The sequence below is a fragment of the Marivirga sp. genome, from assembly GCF_035704835.1.
GTDB lineage: Bacteria > Bacteroidota > Bacteroidia > Cytophagales > Cyclobacteriaceae > Marivirga.
This window is the reverse complement of record NZ_DASSWQ010000012.1, coordinates 44,080-70,131: the sequence shown is the minus strand read 5'-3', so window position 1 is coordinate 70,131 and position 26,052 is coordinate 44,080. Positions and strand designations below refer to the sequence as shown.

Annotated in this window: 28 protein-coding genes and 1 tRNA gene; 15 read left to right on the top strand and 14 right to left on the bottom strand. The window is 34.6% G+C overall.

Annotation, left to right across the window (positions count from 1 at the left end; all coding sequences use genetic code 11):
• The first annotated feature begins 10 nt into the window (after nt 1-10).
• Nucleotides 11-610 (top strand): tRNA-(ms[2]io[6]A)-hydroxylase, encoded by a 600-nt coding sequence (locus VFM92_RS02145; protein ID WP_325120546.1) that lies wholly within the window; start codon nt 11-13, stop codon nt 608-610.
• Between the two features lie 2 nt (nt 611-612).
• Here the strand turns inward: VFM92_RS02145 and VFM92_RS02140 are convergent, their stop codons facing one another.
• From VFM92_RS02140 to VFM92_RS02125, 4 genes are all read right to left on the bottom strand, one after another.
• On the bottom strand, nt 613-891 hold the full coding sequence (locus VFM92_RS02140; protein ID WP_325120545.1) for a TIGR03643 family protein: 279 nt from the start codon (nt 889-891) through the stop codon (nt 613-615).
• 147 nt (nt 892-1,038) lie between these two features.
• Nucleotides 1,039-2,271 (bottom strand): nucleoside recognition domain-containing protein, encoded by a 1,233-nt coding sequence (locus VFM92_RS02135; RefSeq protein ID WP_325120544.1) that lies wholly within the window; start codon nt 2,269-2,271, stop codon nt 1,039-1,041.
• A gap of 172 nt (nt 2,272-2,443) precedes the next feature.
• A complete protein-coding gene (locus VFM92_RS16895; protein WP_325120574.1) occupies nt 2,444-2,521 on the bottom strand; it encodes a type II toxin-antitoxin system HicA family toxin in 78 nt (25 codons plus the stop codon).
• Nucleotides 2,522-2,627: 106 nt separating this feature from the next.
• Nucleotides 2,628-2,846: a type II toxin-antitoxin system HicB family antitoxin gene (locus VFM92_RS02125; protein ID WP_325120543.1), complete on the bottom strand. Its 219-nt coding sequence runs from the start codon at nt 2,844-2,846 to the stop codon at nt 2,628-2,630.
• A gap of 129 nt (nt 2,847-2,975) precedes the next feature.
• Here VFM92_RS02125 and VFM92_RS02120 point away from each other — a divergent pair, with 129 nt between their 5' ends.
• Genes VFM92_RS02120 through VFM92_RS02100 form a run of 5 tightly spaced genes read left to right on the top strand, consistent with a single transcriptional unit; the run spans nt 2,976 to nt 8,101 of the window.
• A complete protein-coding gene (locus VFM92_RS02120) occupies nt 2,976-4,256 on the top strand; it encodes a DUF2851 family protein (protein ID WP_325120542.1) in 1,281 nt (426 codons plus the stop codon).
• Nucleotides 4,253-5,503, top strand: a complete 1,251-nt coding sequence (locus VFM92_RS02115; RefSeq protein ID WP_325120541.1) for a hypothetical protein — start codon at nt 4,253-4,255, stop codon at nt 5,501-5,503. Before VFM92_RS02120 ends, VFM92_RS02115 begins: the two co-directional genes overlap by 4 nt.
• 60 nt (nt 5,504-5,563) lie before the next feature.
• Nucleotides 5,564-6,205, top strand: a complete 642-nt coding sequence (locus VFM92_RS02110; protein WP_325120540.1) for an acetyltransferase — start codon at nt 5,564-5,566, stop codon at nt 6,203-6,205.
• 46 nt (nt 6,206-6,251) lie between these two features.
• Nucleotides 6,252-7,226, top strand: coding sequence for a rhodanese-related sulfurtransferase (locus tag VFM92_RS02105; RefSeq protein ID WP_325120539.1), 975 nt, complete (start codon nt 6,252-6,254; stop codon nt 7,224-7,226).
• 5 nt (nt 7,227-7,231) lie between these two features.
• Nucleotides 7,232-8,101, top strand: a complete 870-nt coding sequence (locus tag VFM92_RS02100; protein ID WP_325120538.1) for a nucleoside phosphorylase — start codon at nt 7,232-7,234, stop codon at nt 8,099-8,101.
• A 3-nt stretch (nt 8,102-8,104) separates the two neighbouring features.
• Here the strand turns inward: VFM92_RS02100 and VFM92_RS02095 are convergent, their stop codons facing one another.
• Nucleotides 8,105-9,133: a hypothetical protein gene (locus VFM92_RS02095; protein WP_325120537.1), complete on the bottom strand. Its 1,029-nt coding sequence runs from the start codon at nt 9,131-9,133 to the stop codon at nt 8,105-8,107.
• Between the two features lie 40 nt (nt 9,134-9,173).
• A complete protein-coding gene (locus VFM92_RS02090; protein ID WP_325120536.1) occupies nt 9,174-10,322 on the bottom strand; it encodes a THUMP domain-containing class I SAM-dependent RNA methyltransferase in 1,149 nt (382 codons plus the stop codon).
• Between the two features lie 86 nt (nt 10,323-10,408).
• On the opposite strand from VFM92_RS02090, the gene VFM92_RS02085 reads away from it, so the two are divergent.
• Complete coding sequence (locus tag VFM92_RS02085) at nt 10,409-10,891, top strand: DUF4494 domain-containing protein (protein WP_325120535.1); 483 nt, start codon at nt 10,409-10,411, stop codon at nt 10,889-10,891.
• Nucleotides 10,892-10,938: 47 nt separating this feature from the next.
• Here VFM92_RS02085 and VFM92_RS02080 read toward each other — a convergent pair whose 3' ends face one another.
• Entirely contained in the window at nt 10,939-11,664 is a 726-nt protein-coding gene (locus VFM92_RS02080) for a DUF547 domain-containing protein (RefSeq protein WP_325120534.1), read from the bottom strand.
• Between the two features lie 126 nt (nt 11,665-11,790).
• Here VFM92_RS02080 and VFM92_RS02075 point away from each other — a divergent pair, with 126 nt between their 5' ends.
• From VFM92_RS02075 to VFM92_RS02060, 4 genes are all read left to right on the top strand, one after another.
• On the top strand, nt 11,791-13,122 hold the full coding sequence (locus VFM92_RS02075) for an NAD(P)/FAD-dependent oxidoreductase (RefSeq protein ID WP_325120533.1): 1,332 nt from the start codon (nt 11,791-11,793) through the stop codon (nt 13,120-13,122).
• A gap of 9 nt (nt 13,123-13,131) precedes the next feature.
• On the top strand, nt 13,132-14,925 hold the full coding sequence (locus tag VFM92_RS02070) for a 4Fe-4S binding protein (protein ID WP_325120532.1): 1,794 nt from the start codon (nt 13,132-13,134) through the stop codon (nt 14,923-14,925).
• Between the two features lie 74 nt (nt 14,926-14,999).
• Nucleotides 15,000-15,242, top strand: a complete 243-nt coding sequence (locus VFM92_RS02065) for a CopG family transcriptional regulator (RefSeq protein WP_325120531.1) — start codon at nt 15,000-15,002, stop codon at nt 15,240-15,242.
• The gene (locus VFM92_RS02060; RefSeq protein WP_325120530.1) at nt 15,239-15,571 is read left to right on the top strand and encodes a type II toxin-antitoxin system PemK/MazF family toxin; all 333 of its coding nucleotides are present in this window, start codon (nt 15,239-15,241) and stop codon (nt 15,569-15,571) included. Before VFM92_RS02065 ends, VFM92_RS02060 begins: the two co-directional genes overlap by 4 nt.
• Nucleotides 15,572-15,622: 51 nt before the next feature.
• Here VFM92_RS02060 and VFM92_RS02055 read toward each other — a convergent pair whose 3' ends face one another.
• The 5 genes from VFM92_RS02055 to asnS all read right to left on the bottom strand — a co-directional run bounded on the left by VFM92_RS02055 (nt 15,623) and on the right by asnS (nt 20,252).
• The gene (locus VFM92_RS02055) at nt 15,623-15,973 is read right to left on the bottom strand and encodes a hypothetical protein (RefSeq protein WP_325120529.1); all 351 of its coding nucleotides are present in this window, start codon (nt 15,971-15,973) and stop codon (nt 15,623-15,625) included.
• Between the two features lie 49 nt (nt 15,974-16,022).
• On the bottom strand, nt 16,023-17,015 hold the full coding sequence (locus VFM92_RS02050; RefSeq protein WP_325120528.1) for a formimidoylglutamase: 993 nt from the start codon (nt 17,013-17,015) through the stop codon (nt 16,023-16,025).
• Entirely contained in the window at nt 17,006-18,232 is a 1,227-nt protein-coding gene (hutI, locus tag VFM92_RS02045) for an imidazolonepropionase (protein WP_325120527.1), read from the bottom strand. The genes VFM92_RS02050 and hutI overlap by 10 nt, the downstream gene beginning before the upstream one ends.
• Nucleotides 18,233-18,276: 44 nt before the next feature.
• Complete coding sequence (locus VFM92_RS02040; protein WP_325120526.1) at nt 18,277-18,630, bottom strand: four helix bundle protein; 354 nt, start codon at nt 18,628-18,630, stop codon at nt 18,277-18,279.
• Nucleotides 18,631-18,800: 170 nt separating this feature from the next.
• Nucleotides 18,801-20,252, bottom strand: coding sequence for an asparagine--tRNA ligase (gene asnS, locus VFM92_RS02035; protein ID WP_325120525.1), 1,452 nt, complete (start codon nt 20,250-20,252; stop codon nt 18,801-18,803).
• A 168-nt stretch (nt 20,253-20,420) separates the two neighbouring features.
• On the opposite strand from asnS, the gene rpoN reads away from it, so the two are divergent.
• From rpoN to VFM92_RS02020, 3 genes are all read left to right on the top strand, one after another.
• Nucleotides 20,421-21,851 (top strand): RNA polymerase factor sigma-54, encoded by a 1,431-nt coding sequence (gene rpoN, locus VFM92_RS02030; protein WP_325120524.1) that lies wholly within the window; start codon nt 20,421-20,423, stop codon nt 21,849-21,851.
• Entirely contained in the window at nt 21,851-22,468 is a 618-nt protein-coding gene (locus tag VFM92_RS02025; RefSeq protein WP_325120523.1) for a PA-phosphatase, read from the top strand. The genes rpoN and VFM92_RS02025 overlap by 1 nt, the downstream gene beginning before the upstream one ends.
• 112 nt (nt 22,469-22,580) lie before the next feature.
• Nucleotides 22,581-23,360: an enoyl-CoA hydratase/isomerase family protein gene (locus VFM92_RS02020; protein ID WP_325120522.1), complete on the top strand. Its 780-nt coding sequence runs from the start codon at nt 22,581-22,583 to the stop codon at nt 23,358-23,360.
• A gap of 103 nt (nt 23,361-23,463) precedes the next feature.
• Here VFM92_RS02020 and VFM92_RS02015 read toward each other — a convergent pair.
• Nucleotides 23,464-23,537, bottom strand: a tRNA-Arg gene (locus tag VFM92_RS02015).
• Nucleotides 23,538-23,716: 179 nt separating this feature from the next.
• On the opposite strand from VFM92_RS02015, the gene VFM92_RS02010 reads away from it, so the two are divergent.
• Nucleotides 23,717-24,487: a porin family protein gene (locus tag VFM92_RS02010; protein WP_325120521.1), complete on the top strand. Its 771-nt coding sequence runs from the start codon at nt 23,717-23,719 to the stop codon at nt 24,485-24,487.
• A 63-nt stretch (nt 24,488-24,550) separates the two neighbouring features.
• Here the strand turns inward: VFM92_RS02010 and VFM92_RS02005 are convergent, their stop codons facing one another.
• On the bottom strand, nt 24,551-26,035 hold the full coding sequence (locus VFM92_RS02005) for a S8 family serine peptidase (protein ID WP_325120520.1): 1,485 nt from the start codon (nt 26,033-26,035) through the stop codon (nt 24,551-24,553).
• Nucleotides 26,036-26,052: the final 17 nt, after the last annotated feature.

The following is a 26,052-nucleotide window of genomic DNA, read 5'->3' as shown; positions in this document are numbered from 1 at the left end:
CATAATTGACATGGAAAAAGAGAAATTTACCCTTGGATTAGAATTACCAACCGACCCACGGTGGGTTAATATAGCTCAAAAAAATATTAAGGATATTTTAGTGGATCATGCATATTGTGAGCAAAAAGCTGCAAGTGCATGCATCAGTTTAATCATTAATTTTCCTGAGATGGATGAAATGGTCAAAGTGATGACTCCTGTCGTAGCTGAAGAATGGTCACATTTTGAAAGAGTATTGGAGCAGCTGGAAAAGAGAGGGTATAAATTAGGCTCTCCAAGAAAGGATGAGTATGTCTCTCAATTAATGAAATTAGAAATTAAGGGAGGAAGTCGTAAATTTCAGTTAATGGAAAAGCTTTTGATTAACGCATTGATTGAAGCAAGAAGCTGTGAAAGATTCAAGCAATTGCATCTTTATATACAGGATGATGAGTTAAAAAAATTCTATTATGAATTAATGGTTTCAGAAGCTAGTCATTATAAAAACTTCTTACAATTAGCTGAGAGCTATCAACCAAAGGAAGAAGTAAGAAAAAGGTGGGGAGAGTTGTTGTCTGCCGAAGCTGAAATAATGAAAAATTTGGAAGTAAGGGAAGATAGGCTACATTAGGTTTATTTATACTTATTTAAACTGATTGCTTTCTGTCTGGTAGATTTAAATCGTTTTACTTCATCTTTTCTTAAAGCTTCATGCTTGGTTTTTCGGCCTTGAACTCTTTTTCTCCACATCCTAAAACTTGAAGGCTTCATTTCTTTACGCATGATGTTAATGGTTTGCTTTTCCGTCATGCCGAACTGATTGAAAATAGCGTCAAAAGTGGTGCGATCTTCCCAGCCCATTTCTACTATTCTGTCAATTTCTTCAGGCTTTAAATCTTTGATTCTTTTCATGAATGAATAACAGATGAGCTTAGCTGAATGTTTTGAGTATTTTAATGGCACTGAAGTTAAAATTTTCTAAAATTCTGAATAGAAATTATGTTTTAATAATTTGCATTTCAAATCAAATTAGGAAAGCTCAACTTTGAAAAAATTGAACTAGTGGAAAAACATATAACTAATCAAAATAGCTGCAACAATTCCTACTGCATCAGCTATCAATCCGCAAGTTAAAGCATAGCGAGAATTTCGGATATTTACTGAACCAAAATATACAGCAAGGACATAGAATGTAGTTTCTGTTGAGCCTTGAATCACACTTACTAATCTACCAACAAATGAATCTGCTCCATGAACTTCCATGGCGTCCACCATCATACCTCTCGCACCGCTACCACTCAATGGTTTCATTAAAGCTGTTGGAATACCAGGTACGAAATCAGTGTTTAAACCAGCAAATGCCACAATAGCCTCTAATCCATCCTTCAAAACCATCATAGCACCTGAAGCTCTAAATACACCTACAGCAACTAAGATGGCAATCAAATAAGGTATAATCATAATGGCATAATTGAATCCTTCTTTAGCTCCTTCTATGAAAGAATCATATACATTCACCTTTTTGCGTACAGCCAACACTATAAAAGCAATTATAATGGAGAATAGAATGAAGTTCGCAATATTGGATGAAATAGGGCCTAATTCAGCTTGGCTTAGGCTGCTGAAAAACCATATAATTCCTGCGATAATAATGCTTAACACGCCTAGCGAAAGCAATATGTTTTTATGGAAAAGATTTATCTTTTGAAATATAGAAACGGCTATTAATCCACTTAATGTTGAAAAGAAAGTAGTCAATAAAATTGGAATAAATACATCTGAAGGGTCTGCAGCTCCTAATTGAGAACGATAAACCATTATGCTAATTGGGATGATAGTTAAACCTGATGTATTCAAAACCAAAAACATAATTTGAGCATTACTAGCTGTATCCTTATCAGGATTTAGTTCCTGCAGACTATGCATGGCTTTTAGTCCCAAAGGTGTAGCAGCATTGTCCAAACCAAGCATATTGGCAGAGATATTCATCAGCATGGAACCCATAGCTGGATGATTTTTTGGAACCTCAGGGAATAATCTTGAGAAAAGGGGAGAAGTGATTTTAGCTAAAATAGAGACCATTCCACCTCTTTCGCCTATTTTCATAATGCCTAACCATAAAGACATTACACCAGTCAGCCATAAAGAAATTTCAAAGCCCAATTTTGCATTGTCAAAAGTAGCTTGAGTTAATGCAGGAAATATTTCCATATCGCCCATGAAAATCCATTGGACTAGGGCAAAGACAAATGCAATTAGAAAAAATGCAATCCAGATGTAATTGAGAACCATAAGCGCAATTAATCACTAAAAACAGGAATTTACAATAATGCGGTAAAAATATGTAGAAAGAAACTTCGATGAGAATAATTTGCTCAACTTGAGGAATGTTTTTTTTGATGTTCCATCTGACCATTAAAAATAATTATGAACAGAGGAAATTAAGATAATAAAAAAGTAAAGATTATTTAAGTCCTGCTTGCTTTAAAACACTGTTTTCAGTTCCCTTTGCTAAATCTTCATTTTTTCCATGGTATGGGATTGTAACTCTCCTTTTTTGGTAGGATGTTTATACTATATATGACTGCCCTTTTGAGCTACTTTAAACCAGCCGTCCTTCTCAATCAATTTGGTCAATTCTTTTACATTCATGCAACTGAAGGGATATTAATTTTATAAGCATCTGATTTTGCTGTTGGAATTTCCTCTCCATCTTCTTTCATCCCTTCTATATGAAAAATAATAGCTTCCCGGATATTTTTCTCCACTTCAGCTTTGTCCTTTCCAATAGAAATGCATCCGGGTAAATCAGGCACATAAGCGCTGTATCCGTCTTCTGTTTGTTCAATTATGATTAAATAATCCATATTTGTTTGTTTCAGATAATAAAAATACTGATTTAAGTTTTTAAAACATAAATTCTTTTATTTCAATTCCCAATTTGTAATAAATCCATAGTTTTCAGATATTCAATTTTCAACCGACCTATTAAAGAGATGAAAGAGGATTTTTTGCATTACGTCTGGCGATATCAGAAATTTGATACCACTGATTTGAAAACTTCTGATGGTAGTAAAGTACAATCTATTAAAACTGGGTTTGCTCATTCTAATTCAGGACCTGATTTTCAGCAAGCAAAAATACTGATAGATGAAATGGAATGGAACGGGGCAGTGGAAATCCATATTAAATCCTCTGACTGGAAGCGCCACAATCATCAAACTGACCCAAATTATGAAAATGTAGTTTTACATGTAGTTTGGAAAAATGACGAGCCTATTCAACATCCCGATGGTAGTAAAATCCCCACTATCGAATTAAAAAACCGAGTAGATTATGATTTGATTGAAAAATATCAGAATCTTCAAAGCTCGAAGGATGAAATTCCCTGCGCTGGACATTGGTCTGAGATAAGTGATTTGCATAAATCTGAAATGATGGAGAAAGCATTGGTCGAAAGGCTTTATCAAAAATCAGAAAAAGCCAAAACCAATTTTCAAGAAGGAACTCAAAACTGGGATCAAGCATCCTATTTTATGCTGTTGTCTGCTATGGGTTTCAAAGTAAATCAACATCCATTTGAGCGATTATCTGAAATCCTTCCTTATCCATTGATTAAGAAATACAGCTCTTCTGTTTTTCAATTGGAAGCTTTGCTTTTTGGAGCTTCAGGCTTTCTAGCTCAGGAATTTGCAGAGGATTATCCGAATCAGTTAAAGAGAGAATGGGAGTTTTTAAGCCATAAGCATAAAGCTACTTTAGGTAATGAAATGCATTTGCATGAATGGCGGTTTTTGCGTTTGAGACCTGCCAATTTCCCAACCATCAGAATAGCTGAATTAGCTCAAATTTTACATGTATTTCCATCTTTATTCGATGCTTTTGTGATTGATATGGATTTGAAAACTATTCAAAAACGATTGAAAGTTAAGGTTTCTGATTATTGGCTGAACCATTATCAGTTTGACAAAGAAAGCAAATTTCGCAATAAGCAATTGGGACAGAATTCGATTCATACGCTGATTATAAATTGCATTCCGCCTCTGTTAGCACTTTATGCCAATAGTGTGGGAGAGGAGAAATATATGGATAAAGCCATTGCACTTTTAAATGACTTAAAAGCAGAAAAGAATTATATTACCAAGAAATTCTCCGACTTAGGAGAGGAAATTAAAGCATCATTTGATTCTCAAGCCATGATTCAACTTCAAAATGAATATTGCCAACCTAAAAAATGTCTGGATTGTAGCATTGGTTTATCCATATTGAAAGCATGATTGGACTTTTCATCCATATTCTGATTATTGCTGCAGTTTTTATTGCGTTCAATCGAAGGATATCAGGAATGGATGATAAGATTATCTTTAGCACTTTTATTCTCCTGAAAATCAGTTGTGGGATTCTAATAGGCTTTTTGTATTGGTCTTATTATGGTGGAGTTGGTGATACCATTTATTTTTATGAGCAAGCTCAAGCTCTTTTTCAATATTTTCAGACAGATAGAATCTCATTTTCAAAATGGGTAGGATTTGCTCCACTGAGTTTATCGCATCCTGAATTTTCGGCTCAATCTGAGCCAAGAACTTTCTTTTTTGTACGATTGATGAGTTTTCTATATGCTATCACTCAGGGAAATTATTTGAGTATGAGTATTTATTTGAGCTTTTTTTCGGGACTAGCCACTTGGGCTTTTGCTCATGAGCTCGTAAAATTTTCCAAAGAAAATAAGTTTGTGATTTATATTTCCTTGCTTTTTATTCCTTCCGTCATTTTTTGGAGTTCGGGTTTATTAAAAGAAAGCTTGATGACTATTGCTTTGTATGCGTTAGGTTTTTCAATTTTAAAATGGCAGACTAATTTTAAAAAGTGGATTTATACTATTCCTGTAATTTTAAGTGTTTTGGTGCTGTGGAAAATCAAATACTATGTCCCAATTGCTTTATTGCCAATTCTAGTTTTGACACTTCTTTTTTATCGGTCTGAATTTCTTCTCAAATTCACTTTTCCCAAAAAATTGGTGCTTTATTTTATCTTTCTTATTGTTGGAGGAATTGCAATTGCTTTTATTCATCCGGTTTTTCACAGCGGTCGTTTCTTTGAGTTAATTCGTATCAGTCATGATGCAATAGCTCAAAACTCTACTGAAGCGGTGATTCATTTTCAGCAAACAGAAAGTGATGTTTTATTTGTAATGCAAAATTTACCTTTAGCTTGGTTTACGGGTATTTTTAGACCTTTTCTTTGGGAAGCTTTTAGTGCATTTTCATTATTTTGGGCTCTGGAAAAGAGTGTTCTTACCTTGTTAGTAATTGCCGCGATTATCCTTTCTTTCAAACTTAAATTTACTCAAACTGAAAAATGGTGGGGGATAGCCATTTTAATTTATGCTTCCCTGTTGTCTTCGATTGTCACACTAGCTACTCCAAACTTTGGAACGTTAATTCGTTATGAAGTGGCCTATATGCCCTTTTTATGGCTTTTGGTTTTAATGGTCTTGAATAAATACAAACATAATCTAAAATAGGAACCGCTTTATTGCGCAAGGAATGTTTAAGCCTTAACTTTGCAAATCGAAAAATTAACTATGGATAAAAAACCAGTAATAATCTTAGGGGCTAAAGGAATTGGGCCTTCTGCAGCGGAAATTTTCAAAAGCAATAAGGTAGAAATTTACTGCTTTTTGGATGATGATAAAGCCATGCATGGCACCGAGATTGATTTCGTCTCGGTTTTGGGAGAAACAGATGATGACGGTTATTTAAAATATATCGGTAAAAAATGTGATGCTTTTGTGGCGGAAGATAATATGAAAGCCCGTAAAAAAATGACCAAAATGTTGAACGACCGTAGGAAGACTATGCCTGCCAATGCAATTCATGCTCAGGCGATTGTTTCCGGTTCAGCGCATTTAGGTTATGGGAATTTCATTAATGCGAGAGCGGTTTTGGGAGCATATTCCAAAGTACCCAATCATTGTCTGATTCATTCTGGAGCGATAATAGAATATAATGTAGAACTTGGGGATTATGTTCAAATTGGAGCTGGTTCTCAAATAAATAGTGGAGTAACCGTAGGGGATGAAACTTTCATTGGTTCTGGCGTAACTGTGGTTTCAGGAGTGAAAATCGGTAAAAAAGCCAATATTGGAGCAGGTTCAGTTGTGATTAGAGATGTAAAAGACGGAGAAACCGTATTTGGAAATCCTGCCCAAACGATTGATAATTAATTTATTACGAATATAAAATCACCTTATTTACACTAAGGAGGAAATTATGGAAAATACAGAAAACCAATACAAAGTAATTCTTTATTACTGCTATGCAGAAATTGAGAATCCTGACCAATTCAGGGATGAACACCATTTAATGTGCTTAGAACTTGACTTAAGAGGTAGAATTATCATTTCAAAAGAGGGTTTGAATGGCACCGTTTCAGGAAGCGTGGAAAATGTGGATGAATACATGAAAAGAGTAAAAGCAGATCCAAGATTTGCAGATACTGATTTCAAAGAAGATTTTCACCCTGAACATACCTTTAAAAAACTGAATGTAAGGCATAAGCCGGAAATCGTACATTCAAGCCTTTCTCATATCAATCCTAGAAAAAGAACTGGTGCTTATGTTGAACCTGCACAATTCAGGGAAATGATTAAAAATAAGGAGGATATAGTCATTTTGGATGTTCGTTCGAACTACGAACATGAATTAGGTCGCTTCAAAAATGCAGTTACCCTCGATATTGAAAATTTCAGGGATTTCCCTGATAAATTAAATGAGCTGGAGCAGTACAAAGGCAAAAAGATTGTGACTTATTGCACAGGAGGTATCAAGTGTGAAAAGGCAAGTGCTTTTCTACTAGAGCAGGGCTTTGAAAATGTCCATCAATTGCATGGCGGAATTATCAAATACGGTTTGGAAGCTCAGGGAGAAGATTTTGAAGGAAAATGCTATGTGTTTGATAATAGACTTTCTGTAGACGTAAACAAAGTGAACCCTACAGTGGTTTCTGAATGCTTTGTCTGCGGAACAAACTCTGACAGAATGGTGAATTGTGCTAATCCTACTTGCAATGTGCATGTGCCGATTTGTGAAAAATGCGGATGGGAAATGAAAGGAGCATGCTCTACAGAATGTAAAGAACATCCAGAAAAAAGAGATTATAATGGAACTGGATATTACCAAAAAAACACCAATGGTTATGATCCATATAAAGGTTTTCAAGGTAAAATTGAAAAGAGTAAAATTTAATTAATATGAACGAGAGATATCCTGAGTCCGAATTAATATTGAATAAAGACGGTTCCGTCTATCATTTGAGTTTAAGACCTCAGGATATTTCAGATGTCATCCTTACTGTAGGCGATCCCTCTAGAGTTCATAAAGTAAGCCAATATTTTGATGAGGTTACTTTTGAAATGAATAAAAGGGAGTTCATCACCCATACAGGTACTTATAAAGGTCGAAAATTAACTGTTATGTCCACCGGGATGGGCACCGACAATGTTGAAATTTTAATGACCGAATTAGATGCTCTTGCCAATATCAACCTTAAGAAAAGGGAAAATAAGGTTAAGAAAAAATCATTAAAAATAATTAGAATAGGCACTTCGGGCGGCCTTCAGCAAGATTTGCCTGTGGATTCATTATTGGCTTCACAATTTGCAATAGGAATAGATACCTTAATGCAATTTTATCATTTGGAAAGAACTGAAGCAGAATCCAATGTTGAATCTGCATTGCAGTTGGAAATCGGACTACCATTCAGACCGTATTGCGTGGAAGGTTCTTCTTCACTGCTCAAACATTTTTCTGATGGAATGAACATTGGAAATACAGTAACATGTCCAGGGTTTTATGCACCACAGGGTAGACAATTACGAACTCCAATTCGTTTCCCTAACATTGCAGAAAGTCTTTCTATGTTTCATTACGGAGATTTATGGTTGACCAATTTCGAAATGGAAACTGCTGGCTATTACGCAATGGGTAGATTGTTAGGCCATGATGTTTTGAGTTGCAATGCAATTGTAGCTAACAGAATGACACATCAATTCTCAAAAAATTCAGATAAAACGATTGATACACTTATTAAGATGGTTTTGGATAAAGCTTCAGAGCTTTAAAACTCAACCGTCTGAACTGTCCCAAATTTTTTCGGCTTTCTTACCAATCAACCAAAATGATACAGCTATAATGCCAAAAAATAGGGCTTTATGTAATTCATCCCAAAAATACTCAAAGTAGCGAGTGTATAAATTGAGGAAAATGAATGACATACCTATATTTTTCAATAGAGGATCTTCTTTTTTAATTCCAATTAAAATAGCTGCAAAACTAGCTAAAAGTAATAAAAGACTGTACCACCATAAATAATATTGCCGAATTTCCAGCCATTTTTCATAACTATTATAGTTTCCAAAAATAGTCAAAAACCATAATGCCATAAAGAAGATAATTAGCCCACTCCAATAGGTAGGGTCCACAAATGGTTTTAGTTTATCGGTTTTATTGATGAAATAAGTGGCAACTAAAATAAGTGCTCCGAAAATAGTGTATCGCATAGGGAAATTCATTCCTACAAATAAATTGTTTTCCTTTCCTATATTATGAGTGATGGCTCCAAAAGCAATGACAAGTGCGGTTATTCCAAATAACCAAAGCAGTTCCTTTTTTCTAATTACTGCTAAGATGAAATACAAAATCGCTAATCCTAAAATGAATGTGCCTGGATTTTCCTCCATACCGAAAAGGAAGCTGATAAATCCTGATGCTATGGCTAAAAATATACATCCAAAGAATGAAAACACTTCTTTGCTATATTTTTTTCGTTTCTTTTTTAAGTTGTATCGATAATCCAACCAAAAGAAAAGTGCACTTAAACCTAAAAAAGTGATTGATTTAGTAATGTAGGAAGTGGATATTAAGGAATCAATTAGGTCTAAAAGGGCTTTGTCTGCAAAAATACTGATAACCGCAATAAGCAAACTCACAACTGCAAACAAAAAAGAGTAATAAGCCAAGGACTGCCAATTGAAAGGCTTGATTTCTAAAGTTTCGTCAAGCTCCTTTGCTTTTTGGTTATCAATCAATCCTTTTGATTCCCAATGATTAATAGCCTTGTCAACTATCTCTTTTTCCTTTTTGCTAATTTGCATTTTTTTAAAATAAGCCTTTGGAAGTGAATTTTAAAAAATTTTATTTGTCTTTTTTGGTTCCTGCATAGAGTTCATATTCCAATAACCTACATTCAATTTTGGCATTCATAAAAGGAATTCGTCTTTTGGTTCGCAAACCAATTTTCTTGGCTAAATTCAAGTTTCCAGTAAAAATATATCCAGTTTTCCCTTTACAATCTCTTTTGAAAAAATCACCTATTTGAGCATAGACATTGGCTAATTCTTCTTCCTCTCCTAATCTTTCTCCATATTCAGGATTTAGAAAAACAACTCCTTCACTCTCAGGAATTGTACTATCTCTAAAATCTTTTTTCTCGAAGGTTATAGCATCTGCCACTCCAGCTTCTGCTGCATTTTGCTCTGCTGCTTGAATTGCCATTCTACTATTATCTCCAGCAATAATCTCACATTCAATGGGTTTTTCAGCTTGGATAGCTTCTTCCTTTAATTTCTCCCAAGCCTCAAGATCAAAGCCTTTAAGGTAATGGAACCCGAATTTTTCACGATTGAGTCCGGGTGCTTTATTTGCTGCTATGCAAGCAGCCTCAATAGCTAAAGTTCCAGAACCACACATTGGATTTATAAATGCCTGATTGGTTTTCCAGCTTGAAGCCAAGATAGTAGCCGCTGCCAAAGATTCGTTCATCGGTGCTTTTCCTGGGATTTTTCTGTAACCATGTTTTGAAATGGTTTCCCCAGATGTATCTAGATAAATGGAAACTTGGTCTTCCATCCAATGAAGGAAAACTACCATTTGGTCTCTCAAAGGCCCAGAATCCGGTCGAACCCCTGTTTTATCTTTCAATCTGTCTACTATAGCATCTTTAACCCGTACATTGGCAAATTGAGTATTCAATATTTTTTCATTGTTCACATAGGATGTAATACATAAATAACCGTTTTGGTCAAGAATATCTTCCCACTTGATTTGATATAGTTGTTGATATAATTTGTCAGGGTTGTGTGCTTTGAATGATTTTATCAGGAAAAGAACTTTATTGGCAGTTCGAAGATGCAAGTTCAGATGCATGCAATCAGTTTTGGTTCCTTCCAAAGCAACATCCAATGGACCCTCATGAGTCACTTTATATCCTAGACTTTCTATTTCCTGTCTTAAAACAGGAGCGATATAAGGGGGGCAGGGGAGAACGATTTTGCTTTTTTCCATAGGTCAAAGTTAAAACAAATTCATGAGCCATTTCCATTCGATTTTGAATTCCTTTATATTCGCAATCCAATTTGAAAAATAAGATTATGAAGCAGTGGTTTTTGTGTAAAATAAAATATCAAAAGGAGGATGAAAACGGAAGATTAAAATCCGTAACGGAGCCTTATTTGGTGGATGCCGTTTCTTTTACGGAAGCGGAAACGCGTATTTACGAAGAGATGGGCGAGCGTGTTAGAGGGGAGTTTATGGTTACAGGCATAAGCAAAAGTAAAATAGTGGATGTTTTCCATTATGAAGATGCAGATATATGGCATAAATGCAAGGTGGTTTATTATGTAGCAGAGGAAAGCGGGAAAGAAAAGAAAATCACAAATCAAATGATTGTAACTGCTAAGAACGTCAAAGAAGCGTATGACAGAATTTATCTTAGCTTGAATAATATGTTGGTTTCATTTCAAGTACCTGAAGTAATTGAAAGTCCAATCATTGAAGTGTTTAATTATACTGGAGATATCTCTCCCGAATCATCTGAAGTGCAAGAAGAAGTTACTGAGGAAGAAAATGATTAAAAGAGAACTTTTCCAAAGTAACTTTACTTTGGAAAAGTTCTTGCTTATTATTGAATATTCAAACTCCAATCATAGGCATAGTGGTCTATTTTGTAAGTAGATGGTATTTTACTTTCTCTATATTGATTAATATAGTCTACGACATTATCTGCTTTCATTTTAAAATCCCTTTCATACCACTTGAAAATCATGGATAATTCTACCAAATTTTCACTAGGTTTTAGTTTTATGAAATCAGGGTTATTTATTGAGCTAATGGTCCTTTCATCTAATTGAGCATCCAATTTATCTGCTGTATAGGCAAAATTGGCCAGTTCTGGACATCCAATTGCTGCACATGAAAAAGCAAAGTGAACTCTGGGGTCTTGGAAGGGGATAATTACTTTCCCTTTTTCAATTTGGTCTAATGTAAGCATTTCACCCCCAACATTATGTTTCACTTTATCAAAAAATCCGTTTTTATCTAAAGCGGATTTAAGGGGGAAATACTCTGTAATCTGTCTGATTACGATAATGTTATATGCATTAATATACAGTGCTTTAATTTCTTTATCTAATAATCCATCAATCTTAACAGAAGCTAATGATTGATATAATTTATCCACCTCTTCAAAATTATTTTTTAATCTTTGGTAGTCAACTTTTCCGTCATGAACATATTTTTTAAGGAAAACATCTGCTTCTTTATTAAATTCGTTAGTTCCTTGTTTGTATGCCATCAAGCTTAGGCTAGAAAAAAAAATGGCTGCAACCTTTAATTTAAAATTTCTCATAGTTCTTATAGTTTTTCTTGATTTACGATAAGATATTACCTTCGGATTCTTTTTATTGTCTTGAAATTGACAATCGATTAGTTTTATTAGCTTTAATATTGAAATACTAAACCCAAATTAAACCCTATGAGGAACATAGTCATCATTGGAAATGGCATTTCTGGAGTCACTACTGCAAGGCATATTCGTAAACATAGTGAAGATAATATCACCATAATTTCAGCAGAGACGGAGCATTTCTTTTCCCGAACAGCCTTAATGTATATTTATATGGGGCATATGAAATATGAGAGTACTAAACCTTATGAAGATTTCTTCTGGGAGAAAAACAGAATTGATTTGGTATATGACTATGTGGAACAAATAGATTTTAAGAATAAGAAATTGCAATTAAAGCAATCTGAAAATATTAGTTATGATGTTTTAGTATTAGCTGTTGGCTCGAAATCTAACAAATTTGGCTGGCCTGGTCAGGATTTAAAAGCTGTACAAGGACTTTACAGCTACCAGGATTTGGAGAATATGGAAAAATACTCTCCTACTACAAATCATGCAGTAATAGTTGGAGGCGGGTTGATTGGAATCGAAATGGGAGAAATGTTCCATACTCGTGATATAGAAGTCACCTTCTTGGTTCGGGAAAGTAGTTTTTGGAATAATGTTTTGCCTCCGGAGGAATCTGAAATGGTCAATCGACACATCGTAAAGCATGGCTTTAATCTGAAGTTAGAATCTGAAATTACTGAAATTTTGGATGATGGAAATGGTCGAGCAAATGGAGTGAAATTAAAAGATGGTGGAGAATTGGATGCTCAGTTTGTCGGATTAACGGTTGGAGTTTCACCTAATATTGATTTCCTGAAGGATTCAGAATTGGATATTAATAGAGGCATAAAAGTAAATGAATATTTTGAGACCAATCAACCAGATGTTTATGCTATTGGTGATTGTGCGGAGTTTCAAAAAGCCCCTGCTGAGGACAGAAAACCAATCGAGCAAGTTTGGTACACAGGTAGAATGCATGGAGAGACACTGGCGCAGACAATTTGCGGAAATAGAACAGCTTATCAACCTGGTATTTGGTTCAATTCAGCTAAGTTTTTGGATATAGAATATCAAACCTACGGACAGGTGACCAATGTACCGGACGAAAATACTGAAGAGCATTTCTATTGGGAGCATAAAAAAGGAGAGAAATCAATCAGACTGGTTTTCCATAAAGAAGATAAAACTTTAAAAGGCGTGAATTTGATGGGAGTCAGGTACCGCCATGAGGTTTGTGATAAAATGATAAGGGATCATTGGACTATGAAAAAGGTGTTTCAAAATCTGAAAGAGGCTAATTTTGACCCTGAATTTTTCAAAAGGTATGAGGATGAATTAGTGGGAATGTATAATGAAAGATATCCGAATGAAGCAGTGAAATTGGGTAGAAAAAAAGTCTTAGGATTATTTTAAAATAGATATATGAAGAGTTTGAAATTTATACATAAAATAGGGTTAGCAGTATTTACCATAGGATTTTTGACTTTTTTGTCAATGTTCTTTTTGGGGCAATATCAATTGGATAAAAATACGCTGAAAGAATCAATAGTAGAAAATTCTTTTCCTTTGGTAGATAAATATGCTAGCGATATCTATGATAAAACCTACAAAAGTCAATTTGCATTTGTAAGCGATTTTAAATCAGTCTTAGAGCAAAGCAACCAGGACTTAAAATCTAAATTTGAAATCAACAAGGATTTGGCAAATCAAATTGCTAGTAATGTAGAAGGGAAGGGATTTAAACAGTCCGCAATTGAAAAAGCATTTAGCAAGTCTTCCGGGGAAGTAGGAGCGTGGCAACTAAAACAACTAAAAGATTATACTGGATGGATGGAAGGCCGTGAATATGAATCTTCAGAGGAACTGACTGCTGAATTAGAAAAAGTTATTGCAGATGTGAATAATTCCATCATTTCTCAAAAAGGGTTTAGCCAAAATAATATCAACAATACAGCATTTACTATAACAAAACAATCAGAAGTTGGCCCTGTTGCTCAAAACCCTTGGTTATGGTTATTTTTAGCGATTGGTATACCGATTATCGGTGCCATCATGTATTTATTACCAAGATTAAAAACCCAGCATGCAGGCATTAAAAATGATGGTATATTCCATAGTGCGCTGAAAAATCGAGGTTGGATAGGTATCTTATTGGGCACATTTCTGATTGGCTTTTATGTTTTTCTCTATTGGTATCCAGAATATATGACGTCCTGGATTGTAATGGTTGACCCACTGAGTAAAATGTTGAGTGGAAATCCTGCAAGCCAATGGTTTATGTATGGATTCCTTTACACATTGGCAATTTTGGTAATGGGAATAAGGATGATTATTAAATATAGACATAGCCCATATCAAATGATTAGAACCGTCTCAGTCATGTTCTTCCAGCTATCTTTTGCATTCTTGATTCCTGAAATTCTGGTTCGCTTGAATCAACCCTATATGGATTTGAAGAATATGTGGCCGCTGGATTACAGCTTCTTTTTTGATTACCGATTAAATGAAAAATTGGAAGCTGGAACTATAGGTATATTTATGCTGGGATGGGGAATTGCCTTATTTGCAATTGGAGTTCCCTTATTTACTTATTTATATGGCAAAAGATGGTATTGTAGCTGGGTTTGTGGTTGTGGAGGTTTAGCCGAAACTTTAGGTGACCCATACCGACAATTATCTGATAAATCCTTAGGGGCCTGGCAAGTTGAAAGATGGATGGTTCATAGTGTTTTGGTTTTTGTTGTAGTGATGACAACTGGGGTTTTATATACTTATTTTACAGCAAGTTCTGAATTGTTGGGAATCAATACTTACAATATAAGAGCAGCGTATGGATTTGGAATAGGAGTTATGTTTTCAGGTGTAATTGGTACAGGTTTTTATCCATTTATGGGAAATAGAGTTTGGTGCCGATTTGGTTGTCCTTTAGCGGCTTATTTAGGATTGGTGCAACGTTTTAAATCCCGATTTAGAATTACGACAAATGGTGGACAATGTATTTCTTGTGGGAACTGTTCTACTTACTGTGAGATGGGTATAGATGTTCGTTGGTATGCGCAAAGAGGCCAAAATATTATTCGTTCTTCCTGTGTTGGTTGTGGAGTTTGCTCATCAGTTTGCCCAAGAGGTGTTTTGAACCTAGAAAATAGAGATGAAAATGGAAGATTTAATCAGCCTTCATTGATTGGGAATGATAGTTTCGGGGTTCAGAGTTAATGAATTAGAGTAGCTTGGAATTTTTTAGTTAATATTTTTGTATTATATTTGTGATATACAAATATAAAATAGCCATGAATATAACAACTACACTTCCCAAACATGTCGTTGATTTATTGGCCAAAAAGGCTAATGAATTAAATATGCCTAAGAATAAATTGATAGAAAAGGCATTAACCGCATATTTAGAAAACATAGAAAAGGCAGAATATGCCAAATCCTATAAAATGGCAGGACATGACGTTGATGTCATGATGGTTGCAGAAGAAGGTATGCAAGATTACTGGAAGCAGCTCAAAGATACTGATGAAGTATGAAGCAGGCAGAAATTTGGAATGTAAACTTAAATCCTGTTAAAGGAAGTGAGCAGGCAGGATTTCTGCCTGTTGTCATTTTAAGCGGAAATTTGGCTAATGAGTTTTTACGGACAGTAATAGTTTGTCCGCTTACCACAAAAATTAAAGGATATAAAGGCAATCCTGTTTTAGAGCCAGATATTAAGAATGGATTGAATGAGAAGTCAGAGGTTTTGGTTTTTCATATCCGCTCCATCTCAAAAGACCGATTTGTCAATAAATTGGGAGAAGTTCCACCTGTCTGTATGGAACAAATGAAGAAAACTTTGGGGGATATTTTGAAGTATTAGTTATAAAGTTCTGCTATTAAGCATTTTTACAAAGTGTTGGCTAAAACTTATTTATTCCATCTTATATTTTAGTTTTTTTAGGACAGCTAAAGGAAGTGATTGTAACCTATATGTTAAAATTACTAATGGTTTTAAACTAAATGGTTTTCCAAATTCAAATTTCATATTAAATTCGTTTTCTAAATATTTAAAAAGTTTGTCATTACATTTAATTTCTCCTTCAAGCAAATTTGTCCAACCAAAAATAATTTTTTTTAATCCTTTTCTTAAAATTAAAAAGTCATCGTCAATTCCCGCATCAAAACCCCAATATTTTGAAGTAACAATCCAACCTCTTTTTCTTAATCCAGAGATTATTTCATTCCACTTATCAGTTTTGATATTTATTGCAGTTTTTCTCAAATTCGATTCAGTTTTTCTACTGAGATATTTTATTAATTGAAAAAAATATTTAGCTCTCTAAAACCCCTTTAACAAAATCACTCACCAAATAAGAAAGTAATTTTCCTGTGCTATTATTTTTCAAACCATTTTCTAATTCAGAAGCTGCTTCACAGATATGGAAATAAGCGGGATGCAAATTATTACCACTTTTATAAGTGTAATATCTAGCTTCTGTGGTGCTAAAACCTGATGGTGTCATAGCTGAGCTCAAAACCCCTTCTATGCTGTCCATATCCACTTCAATCCCACAAGTTTTATTTTGGTTGACTTGAATGAAATCATTTAGTGCATCTTCAAAAGTCATCTTTTTTCGTAAATAAATATCTTCCCAGAAGTATTGTCGAATGCCCTTATGGTTTGCCATTTCATCCAGCATATTTTGGCTGTTGTAATTTTCATGTAAACCTAAAATACTATAATCAGCCATAAATCCTTCTGCTTTGGCAGCACTGAAAGGGTTTCCACTATGTCTTCCTTCCAGAGCACGGAAGTCAGCATGAGCATCTAGATTTATCACATTAATCGCAGCATTATTTGCCTTACTCACACCTTTTATAATGGGGAAAGCATTTGCATGACTGCCGCCAATAACAATCGGAATTTTTCCTGCTCCTGAAATTACTTGGATGAGTGGAAATACTGCATCATCAATCGTGGGAACTAACTCCCTGAAATCTTCTATAGATTTAGCATTCTCAGCCAATTGCTGAAAATTAAAATTGCCTAAAAGGTGAATACTTTCGCCTTTCAATTTATTGGTATATTGAATATTCAAAAAAGCTTTCAAAAAAGCATCCCAAGCAGTGTGAGTACCGCTTACTCCAAAATTCCCTTTTACGCCTATAGACTCTTCAATTCCCAACAATACAAATCTGGCAGTTGAATTCTTAAAGTCATTTCCATAAGCGATTTTCTCGCCAATTTTGGTTTCTCCTTCTCTTGGCTTTAGGTAGTTATTTAAAGCTTTTTCCTCAAAAAATTGAAAGTGATTTATATCCATTCTCCTTTAATCATAACTTTTTCAATATTCTGAGAGCCAAATGCATACGGCATATAGGCTAAGGATGGAATATCCTTTGTGAGTATCAAGTTAGCTCTTTTTCCTTTAGTAATGGAACCCACTTCATTTTCTACTTCCATTGCAAACGCTCCATTTATCGTAGCAGCATTAAAAGCTTCTTCTGGAGTCATTTTCATTTGAATACAGGCCAATGAAATTAATAATGGAATATTTCCACTTGGTGAAGAGCCCGGATTATAGTCTGTAGCCAAAGCTACAGCCGCTCCTGCATCAATTAATTCTCTGGCAGGCGGGAAGCCCATTCTTAAGAAAAATGCTGCAGATGGCAATAATGTTGATATGATATCATGCTTACCCAATAATGAAATTTCTTCTTCACCTAATGTCTCTAAATGGTCGACAGAAAGCGCATTGGTTTTAATTCCTAACTGGACGCCACCGCTATTATTCAATTGGTTGGCATGAATTTTAGCTTTCAAACCGTATTTTCTACCTGCATTTAATACTTGTTCACTTAATTTCTCATCAAAAAAGCCAGTTTCGCAAAATACATCGATGTAATCCGCTAATTTTTCTTCTGCTATGGCAGGTAACATTTCATCAATGATGAGTTTTACATAAGCAGCTTTATTTTCTTTATACGGCTCAGGAAAAGCATGAGCTCCCAAAAAAGTTGATTTTACAGGGATTTTAACTGTTTCTTTTATTCTTCTGATTACTCTAAGCATTTTGAGCTCTGCTTCAAGGCTCAATCCATAACCACTTTTAATTTCCAAAGCCCCAGTCCCTAAATGCATGACTTCATTTACCCGAACCATGGCTTGTTCAAAAAGCTCATCTTCAGAAGTATTGGACAGTCTTTTAGCTGAATTTAAAATCCCACCACCTTTAGCCGCAATTTCAGCGTAGCTTAAGCCTTTGATTTTGTGCACAAATTCATCCTCACGACTACCGGCAAAAACAATATGCGTATGAGAATCACAAAAAGTAGGTAAAATAGATTTTCCTTTCGCATCGAATACTTCTTGTTGTTGGTCAATATTCAATTCCTCCATTTTACCATAATTCAAAATCTTACCGTCTTTTATTTCAAGAAAAGCATTATCAATAGAAGGCAATTCTCCTAATGCATTACCTCTTAATAATTCGGTTTTTTCTCTGGTTCCAAAAAGTGTTTTGATGTTGGTGATTAGCATGGTGAAAAAGTTGGAAGTTAGAAGATGGAAGTATGAAGTTGAGCCTATCGAACCTTACTTCGAAAACTTACCATCATAATCATTAAATTATAAGCTTGATTGTATTGAGTTTGAAATTGATTTTCATCAATATAATTTCTTCTTTTCGCTTTATGCAAACAAGTTACAACTTCAGCAAGAGACCTAATGCTGTAACTTAGGAATTTTTTATACTCAGGCGCAGATTGCAAAATCGAGCCTTCTGAAATATTTAAAGCGATTGAATCAGAAGCTCTTCGCAGTTGAGAAGTTAGATTGAATATTTCATTCTTTGGGAAGTTTTTTGACAAATTAAACAAGTCTTCGCCATAATCCATAGCGATATGCCATATCCGAAGGTTTTCAAATTTAAAGCTCATGGTTGATTTATTATGTAAAATACTAAAGTATCAAATCATATTAAATCAACCAACTAAATTACTGACTTCAATCCTTTCAAAATTGTGTGAAGTCACTATTACAGATTAGGGCATAAGTCGGTCCGACCTTCGGTACTGACCAAACTTCCTACTTCGAACTTCCAACTTCCTCAAAATTCTGCATTATCTGGCGTTCTAGGGAAAGGAATCACATCCCTGATATTTCCCATTCCAGTCACGAATAGCATTAATCTTTCGAAGCCTAAGCCGAAACCACTGTGTGGAGCAGTACCGAATTTACGGGTATCTAAATACCACCATAATTCATCTTCTGGAATGTCCATTTCTTTCATTCTTTGGGTTAGCTTTTCAAGCCTTTCTTCTCTTTGTGAACCACCCACTATTTCGCCTATGCCTGGGAACAAAATATCCATGGCACCTACAGTTTTGTCATCATCATTCTGACGCATATAGAATGCTTTGATGTCTTTCGGATAGTCAAATAAGATAACCGGCTTTTTAAAGTGCTTTTCAACCAAGAATCTTTCGTGCTCTGACTGTAAATCTGCACCCCAGCCTTCAATGAGGTAGTTGAATTTTTTCTTTTTATTTGGCTTACTGTTTCTTAGGATTTCGATAGCATCCGTATAGCTCACTTTTTCAAAATCATTTTCTAAAATGAATTGTAATCTTTCCAATAAGCCCATTTCCTGACGCTCATTTTGAGGTTTCAATTTATCTTCTTCATCTGCTCTGTTGGCTAAGAAATCCAAATCTTCTTTACAGTTTTCTAAAGCATATTTTACTACATACTTCAGCATTTTCTCTGCCAGATTCATATTGTCATTCAAATCATAGAAAGCCATTTCTGGTTCTACCATCCAGAATTCAGCTAAGTGACGTGTAGTATTGGAGTTTTCAGCTCTAAATGTTGGTCCGAATGTATAAATTTCACCTAAAGCCAAAGCGCTCAATTCTCCTTCCAGCTGACCAGAAACTGTTAAGTTGGTTTCCTTGCCGAAAAAATCTTGCTTATAATCCACTTTTCCGTCATCCGTCATCGGGATTTTGTCCAAATCGAAATTGGTGACATGGAAAGTTTCACCGGCACCTTCGGCATCATTAGCGGTGATAATAGGTGTATGTAAATTATAAAATCCTTTTTCATGGAAGAATTGATGAATAGCAAACGCCAAGGAATGACGAATTCTGAAAACTGCACTAAAGGTGCTGCTTCGCATTCTGAGGTGAGCTTTCTCCCTCATAAATTCCATAGAATGCTTTTTCGGTTGTAATGGGTATTTTTCAGGGTCTGCTTTTCCCAAGACCTCAATGCTTTCAGCCAAAATCTCTACAGACTGACCTGCTCCTTGAGAAGCTACCACTTTTCCCACTACACTTATTGCAGCACCTGTGGTGATATCTTTGATAATATTTTCAGAAATCACCTCTGGGTCGGCTACAATTTGAACGTTATTGATAGTGGAACCATCATTAAGCGCAATAAAAAAAACAGGCTTTCCACCTCTTTTAGTTCTCACCCATCCTTTTACATTTGCCTGTTGTTCAGTAGCTTCGCTAGATAATAGTTTATTGATTTTAATTCTTGCCGGAACAGTCATAAAATTATTGCGTTTAAAAATGATAAAATTTAATCTGCCAAAATTCGATATTATTGGCTTTTTATCAAAGATATAATGCGCATATAATTGATTTTTTAATGCTTAATTCCAGAATTTAAAATAAATTTGAAGTAAGAAAATTGGCACAATTTTTAGAGAATTAGATTTATGCAAAAATTAGTACTCTCACAATCCTTGGGGCAAAGGTTGTCTCCTCAGCAAATTCAGTTTATAAAACTGTTGCAAGTGCCTACTGCTGAATTAGATACAAGAATTGAAGAAGAATTAGAGATAAATCCAGCGCTGGAAGAAGGGAAAGAAGAATCGGAAGAAGATAATTATGAGGAGGATTATGAAGAAGAAGCCACCGATGATTTTGACATAGATGATTATTTGCATGATGATGAAGCTGGCTACAGAATGCAAGGGGATGGAAATGGTCAGGAGGAAGAGAAGGAGATGCCAATTGCCATGGGCACCACTTTGAATGACCAATTGATGACACAATTGGGATTTCTAGGATTGGATGAAAATCAATATAAAATTGGTAAACAGTTAATCGGCAGTATTGAGAGCGATGGCTATATCCGTAGGGATATTGATGCTATTGTGAATGATTTGGCTTTTTCTCAAAATGTGAATACTGATGCCGATGAGGTGGAAAGTATATTAACGAAAATTCAGGATTTTGACCCGGCCGGAATAGCAGCTCGCAATTTAGAAGAATGTCTTTTATTACAATTAGAGCGGAAGCTAGACCAATCAGAAGCAGTTAAATTAGCTTATCAGATTATAGATGAATGCTTTGAAGAGTTTTCAAAAAAGCATTATGAAAAGATAGTCAAGAAGCTTAACATTGAAGATGAGTCGCTATTTAAGGATGCAATAGATACCATCAAGCGTTTAAATCCTAAGCCGGGAGGTTCTGGCTCAGGTGCGGTAAAAACGCAATTTTTAATGCCTGATTTTATTCTGACGAACCAGAATGGAGAAATGGTCATTACCTTAAATTCAAGGAATGCTCCTGATTTAAGAGTCAGTCCGTCATATTCTGAAATGCTGAAAGCTTATGATAAGGGTGATAAAAAAGATAAAAAATTAAAAGAAACCGTAGGCTTTGTCAAGCAAAAACTGGATGCTGCCAAATGGTTTATTGATGCCATTAAACAGCGCCAATTTACGCTTTTGAATACTATGCAGGCTATTTTAGAGTATCAATATGAGTTTTTTAGAGAAGGAGACGAGAGTAAATTGCGCCCAATGATTTTGAAGGATATAGCAGAGAAAATTGATATGGATATTTCAACTGTTTCGAGGGTAGCTAATAGTAAATCTGTGCAGACGGAATTTGGTATTTATCCTCTCAAATTTTTCTTTTCCGAAGGAATAGCCACAGAGTCAGGGGAGGATGTGAGTTCTAGAGAAGTGAAAAATACATTAAGAGAATTCATTGATAAGGAAGATAAAAGCAAACCGCTTTCAGATGATAAATTAGAAAAATTATTGAAGGAAAAAGGTTATATGATTGCCCGAAGAACTGTTGCAAAATATAGAGAGCAGTTGAATATTCCTGTTGCACGATTAAGAAAAGAGTTATAGTGAATAAATTTTGGGCACATTTTATATCTATTGTATTTCAGCCGTTACTGATTCCGAGCTATATATTTTTAGGAATTTTATTTTTCCTGCCTTATAGCTTAAATATGACTGGTGATTTGGTTTGGCGTTTTATGTCCATGATTTTCATGACGACTTTTCTTATCCCTTTAATGGGGATTTTACTTTTAAAATTCACGAGGAATATCACTAATCTCAATATGGAGGACAGGAAAGAACGCGTCTTTCCATTTTTATTTAATGTTATTTTTTATGGAGCCACCACTTACCTTTTCTGGGAGAAATTCAGGTTTCCCAATTTGGTTACGGTGATTTTATTGTCTGTAACTATTAGCATTTTAATTTTAACAATTGTCACCATTTGGTGGAAAATAAGTGCACATGCCATTGCAATTGCAGGTGCAACCGGAATTTACCTTGCTTTGCTGATAAAAGCTGAGCCTTCCAATTTCTATTATGCGGTCGCTTTATGTTTTTTGTTCTGCGGATTAGTTGGAACTGCCCGATTGAAATTATCAGTTCATGATTCCAAACAAGTTTGGGTTGGTTTCCTGATTGGGTTTTTTGTAAATTTCCTTACAATTTTGATTTTGAATTAAATAGAGCCTTTTATGCAATAATGAGCGGTACCTATATCTTTTTGGTATTAATTACCTAATAATAAATTTTTTTAAAATTAATTAACAGATTCCATATAAAGAAAAATAAATAATGTACGAGTTTTTAAAATACGAACTTCAAGATGGTGTTTGCACCATCACTTTTAATCGCCCAGATTTTTATAACGCTTTTAATGATGGAATTAGCTATGAATTTCAAAAAGCATTAAAAGAAGCAGGAAAAGACCCAGAAGTAAGAGTAGTGGTGATAACAGGAGAGGGAAAAGCCTTTTCTTCTGGACAAGATTTGAAATCTGCTCGTGATGAAGATGATAAAATGTTTTATAATTCATTGGAGAAAAGATACAATCCTATCATTAGGGCAATGCGAAATTTACCAAAGCCCATTATAGCTAGATTGAATGGAGTGGCTGCAGGAGCGGGCTGTTCATTAGCTTTGGCTGCTGATATGATTATTGCTTGTGAATCATCTAAAATGATTGAAGTATTCATCAATATTGGTTTGGTACCCGATTCAGGTTCTTCTTTCTTCCTTCCGAATTTAGTAGGCTATCAAAAGGCGTTTGAATTATGTGCAATGGGCACTAAAATCACAGCCCAAGAAGCGTTTGAGTTGGGAATTGTAAATAAAGTAGTGAAGGATGAAGAGTTGGATAAAGCAGTAAAATCTTATGCTGATTATTTTGCAAAAGCGCCTACTAAATCAATTGGTATGATTAAGAAGATGTTGAACAAAGCGGCTACTTCTTCTTTAGATGATATGTTAGAGTATGAAAAATACTCTCAGCAAATAGCAGGAACATCAGAAGATTATAAAGAAGGGAAACAAGCCTTTTTAGAGAAAAGAAAGCCGGAGTTTCAAGGGAGATAAGCTAGAGAATCAAGAGTTAAGAATCATTACGTGATAATAATTGCAAACCCTTAGAATAGGGTATAAAAAAAACCGCTTGGAAATATATCAAGCGGTTTTTTTGTGACCTCGGCAGGATTCAAACCTGCAACCTCCACAGCCGTAATGTGGTGCACTATTCAGTTATGCTACGAGGCCATTTTTTGTAATTCGACTTTTGCTTTCACTTTTGAAAACAATATCTTTTCATCAACTACGTTTGCTAATGAGCTTGCAAAGGTAGAAAATATTTTCTTATAAGAAAAAGGAATTATTTATTTATCCTTTACATAAAACGCTATCTTTGTTTTTCAAAAGTACAATTCAAAAAATTACCAATGAAAAAATTATTCGTATTTGCATTAACGATTTTAACTGCTGTAACCACAGTAAATGCCCAAAATTTACAAGAAAAGAATACTTTTGGACCTCGTCCGAATTTGATTGGAGACCTTACTTTTTCAGTAGGTTTAAGTATGTTGGCAGGCAATGATGTCGAAAATCTAAATTTAAGACCAATTGGAAATAATGCATTTAAGATTGGCTATTTGTATCCTGTTCAAATATCTAATTCTAATTTCAGTTTTAATGGTGGAATTGATTTATCTTTTAATAAATACGCTTTTGAGGGAGACAGTTTAACATTGCAGGTCGTTTCAGATGATAATCAGATTACAAGAGTAAGATTACAAAGATTAGGAACAGATATAGTAGGTACAAATAGTACGGTAGAAAAAACAAAATTTGAATCTAATTATATAAATATCCCGCTTGAACTTCGATATTATTTCAATAAAGAAAAAATGAATAATGGAGGATTTTTCTTAGCAGCTGGTGGTAGTATTGGTTATTTAATCAATGGAAAAACTAAGATTAAGTATGTTGAAAATGAGCAAACAAAGAAGATCAAGCGTAAAGAGAAATTTGAACTTAATCAGTTTCGTTACGGTGCTCACTTTCGAATAGGGATTGGTGGATTTGCTGGTTACTTTGAATATGATTTTTCTGAATTATTTAATCCAGGAAGAGGACCATTGAACAATGCTGAAAACCCAGTTGCCACTCAAACAACTCCTTACAGATTTGGATTAAGCTTTAATTTGTTCTGATATTACTTTAAATTATAAAAATCTTTTTGAAAGCATTCATAGCGATATGAATGCTTTTTTGTGTTAATTCCATTTAATTTCAATGTGTAATTTGTCTTGTGCCACAATGGTAGAGAAATTACAATTATTCTGCTTCTCAATTTTTAAAAAAGACATTCCTTCTTCCATATCTATCGATAGTTGTTCTATTACATTAATGGAATCTTTTTTATGAAACACTACTACCGTTTCAATTTCATCAGGAATTTTTATTTCTACATAATTCTTATCTGAATTATAAATTTGAAAATTTGATTCTGGTTTCTCGTTTTTTAGTATAGATTTTATTTTTTTACCGTCAGGAATACCACAACCAACATAATTATTAGGACTTTCCGCCAAATGACTTCCTGATTTTATGATGTTAATTACTTCTAAATTATTTAGACTGCTATCATATTCCCAAATGCAAGCTGCAAGTCCAGTTATAACAGGAGCTGAGAAAGATGTGCCATTTGCAGCAAAGCAAGCTACATCAGGTTTTACGTAATGCAGTCTTTCTGGACCAATTGAGGAGTAATACATTTTGGACCAATCATCAAAGCGGACTGCTCCTACGGTTAAAACGTCCTTTGCATCTGATGGTAAAGATAATATTTCCCATTTTTGGTGTCCGTCATTTCCTGCTGCACTTACAAGCAACATTCCTTTTTCTGCCGCCAGTTGCGCAGTTTTAGTAATCATACTACTTTTTCCATTTACCTCTTTCTTACTATGGTTTTCTTTTCTTTTATCAAACCCATCTGTATAACCAAGAGAGGAATTTACTAAGCGGATTCCCATTTCATGAAATAATTCAATAGCGGCTACCCAATAATCTTCTTCAATTCTTCTTTCTCTTATGCCGTGGTCCGTTCGTGCAAGATAAATATCTGCATTTTCTGCCATACCATATTTTATGGAAGTTCCATTATCTGAGCCAGCTATCATTTTTAAGACTTGTGTTCCATGGTCATCTTCAGCTATTCTTTTCCCATAAAAAGCATCCTTATTTCCTTGCAGCAGGAAATCTTTAAAAAATTTAATTTGATTATTTGTGATTAAATGCTGTAATGAAGGTTCCTCATTTGCATCCAAAAATCCACCATCTATAACTCCAATTTTTACATTACGACCACTTAATTTCAAACTATCGGTTATGTAGTGAGCCTTTATTTGCTCTAAAGCATATGAATATTCAGCAGGTGCTAAAGTCTCAATTGATAAAGGAATAAGTTCGTTTTGAATTTGAATACTTTTTATGAACTTGTATTTTACCAGTGATTTAGCTATTTCTCCTGTTGTAGATATGCTTATTACAGGATTCCATTTTGAATGATATAAGAAATCAATATCATCTTGAAATTCTACTTTTAGTTTTTCCTTAAAGTATTCAATTTGGACTTTATCATTTTTTAAACTTTCTATTTCAAATTCCAACCAGTACTTCTCTTGTGCTAAAACTGCAATAGAAAGCAGATGAAAAGTGATTAAGAAGAAGAATGTCTTGAAAAAAGCCTGTTTTAACATGTTGAATGAGATAATAA

Excerpts from the sequence above, each read along its gene's own strand:
- VFM92_RS02145 (WP_325120546.1), top strand. The coding sequence starts at position 11 with ATGGAAAAAGAGAAATTTACCCTTGGATTAGAATTACCAACCGACCCA.
- VFM92_RS02140 (WP_325120545.1), bottom strand. The coding sequence starts at position 891 with ATGAAAAGAATCAAAGATTTAAAGCCTGAAGAAATTGACAGAATAGTA.
- VFM92_RS02135 (WP_325120544.1), bottom strand. The coding sequence starts at position 2,271 with ATGGTTCTCAATTACATCTGGATTGCATTTTTTCTAATTGCATTTGTC.
- VFM92_RS02125 (WP_325120543.1), bottom strand. The coding sequence starts at position 2,846 with ATGGATTATTTAATCATAATTGAACAAACAGAAGACGGATACAGCGCT.
- VFM92_RS02120 (WP_325120542.1), top strand. The coding sequence starts at position 2,976 with ATGAAAGAGGATTTTTTGCATTACGTCTGGCGATATCAGAAATTTGAT.
- VFM92_RS02115 (WP_325120541.1), top strand. The coding sequence starts at position 4,253 with ATGATTGGACTTTTCATCCATATTCTGATTATTGCTGCAGTTTTTATT.
- VFM92_RS02110 (WP_325120540.1), top strand. The coding sequence starts at position 5,564 with ATGGATAAAAAACCAGTAATAATCTTAGGGGCTAAAGGAATTGGGCCT.
- VFM92_RS02105 (WP_325120539.1), top strand. The coding sequence starts at position 6,252 with ATGGAAAATACAGAAAACCAATACAAAGTAATTCTTTATTACTGCTAT.
- VFM92_RS02100 (WP_325120538.1), top strand. The coding sequence starts at position 7,232 with ATGAACGAGAGATATCCTGAGTCCGAATTAATATTGAATAAAGACGGT.
- VFM92_RS02095 (WP_325120537.1), bottom strand. The coding sequence starts at position 9,133 with ATGCAAATTAGCAAAAAGGAAAAAGAGATAGTTGACAAGGCTATTAAT.
- VFM92_RS02090 (WP_325120536.1), bottom strand. The coding sequence starts at position 10,322 with ATGGAAAAAAGCAAAATCGTTCTCCCCTGCCCCCCTTATATCGCTCCT.
- VFM92_RS02085 (WP_325120535.1), top strand. The coding sequence starts at position 10,409 with ATGAAGCAGTGGTTTTTGTGTAAAATAAAATATCAAAAGGAGGATGAA.
- VFM92_RS02080 (WP_325120534.1), bottom strand. The coding sequence starts at position 11,664 with ATGAGAAATTTTAAATTAAAGGTTGCAGCCATTTTTTTTTCTAGCCTA.
- VFM92_RS02075 (WP_325120533.1), top strand. The coding sequence starts at position 11,791 with ATGAGGAACATAGTCATCATTGGAAATGGCATTTCTGGAGTCACTACT.
- VFM92_RS02070 (WP_325120532.1), top strand. The coding sequence starts at position 13,132 with ATGAAGAGTTTGAAATTTATACATAAAATAGGGTTAGCAGTATTTACC.
- VFM92_RS02065 (WP_325120531.1), top strand. The coding sequence starts at position 15,000 with ATGAATATAACAACTACACTTCCCAAACATGTCGTTGATTTATTGGCC.
- VFM92_RS02060 (WP_325120530.1), top strand. The coding sequence starts at position 15,239 with ATGAAGCAGGCAGAAATTTGGAATGTAAACTTAAATCCTGTTAAAGGA.
- VFM92_RS02050 (WP_325120528.1), bottom strand. The coding sequence starts at position 17,015 with ATGGATATAAATCACTTTCAATTTTTTGAGGAAAAAGCTTTAAATAAC.
- hutI (WP_325120527.1), bottom strand. The coding sequence starts at position 18,232 with ATGCTAATCACCAACATCAAAACACTTTTTGGAACCAGAGAAAAAACC.
- VFM92_RS02040 (WP_325120526.1), bottom strand. The coding sequence starts at position 18,630 with ATGAGCTTTAAATTTGAAAACCTTCGGATATGGCATATCGCTATGGAT.
- asnS (WP_325120525.1), bottom strand. The coding sequence starts at position 20,252 with ATGACTGTTCCGGCAAGAATTAAAATCAATAAACTATTATCTAGCGAA.
- rpoN (WP_325120524.1), top strand. The coding sequence starts at position 20,421 with ATGCAAAAATTAGTACTCTCACAATCCTTGGGGCAAAGGTTGTCTCCT.
- VFM92_RS02020 (WP_325120522.1), top strand. The coding sequence starts at position 22,581 with ATGTACGAGTTTTTAAAATACGAACTTCAAGATGGTGTTTGCACCATC.
- VFM92_RS02010 (WP_325120521.1), top strand. The coding sequence starts at position 23,717 with ATGAAAAAATTATTCGTATTTGCATTAACGATTTTAACTGCTGTAACC.
- VFM92_RS02005 (WP_325120520.1), bottom strand. The coding sequence starts at position 26,035 with ATGTTAAAACAGGCTTTTTTCAAGACATTCTTCTTCTTAATCACTTTT.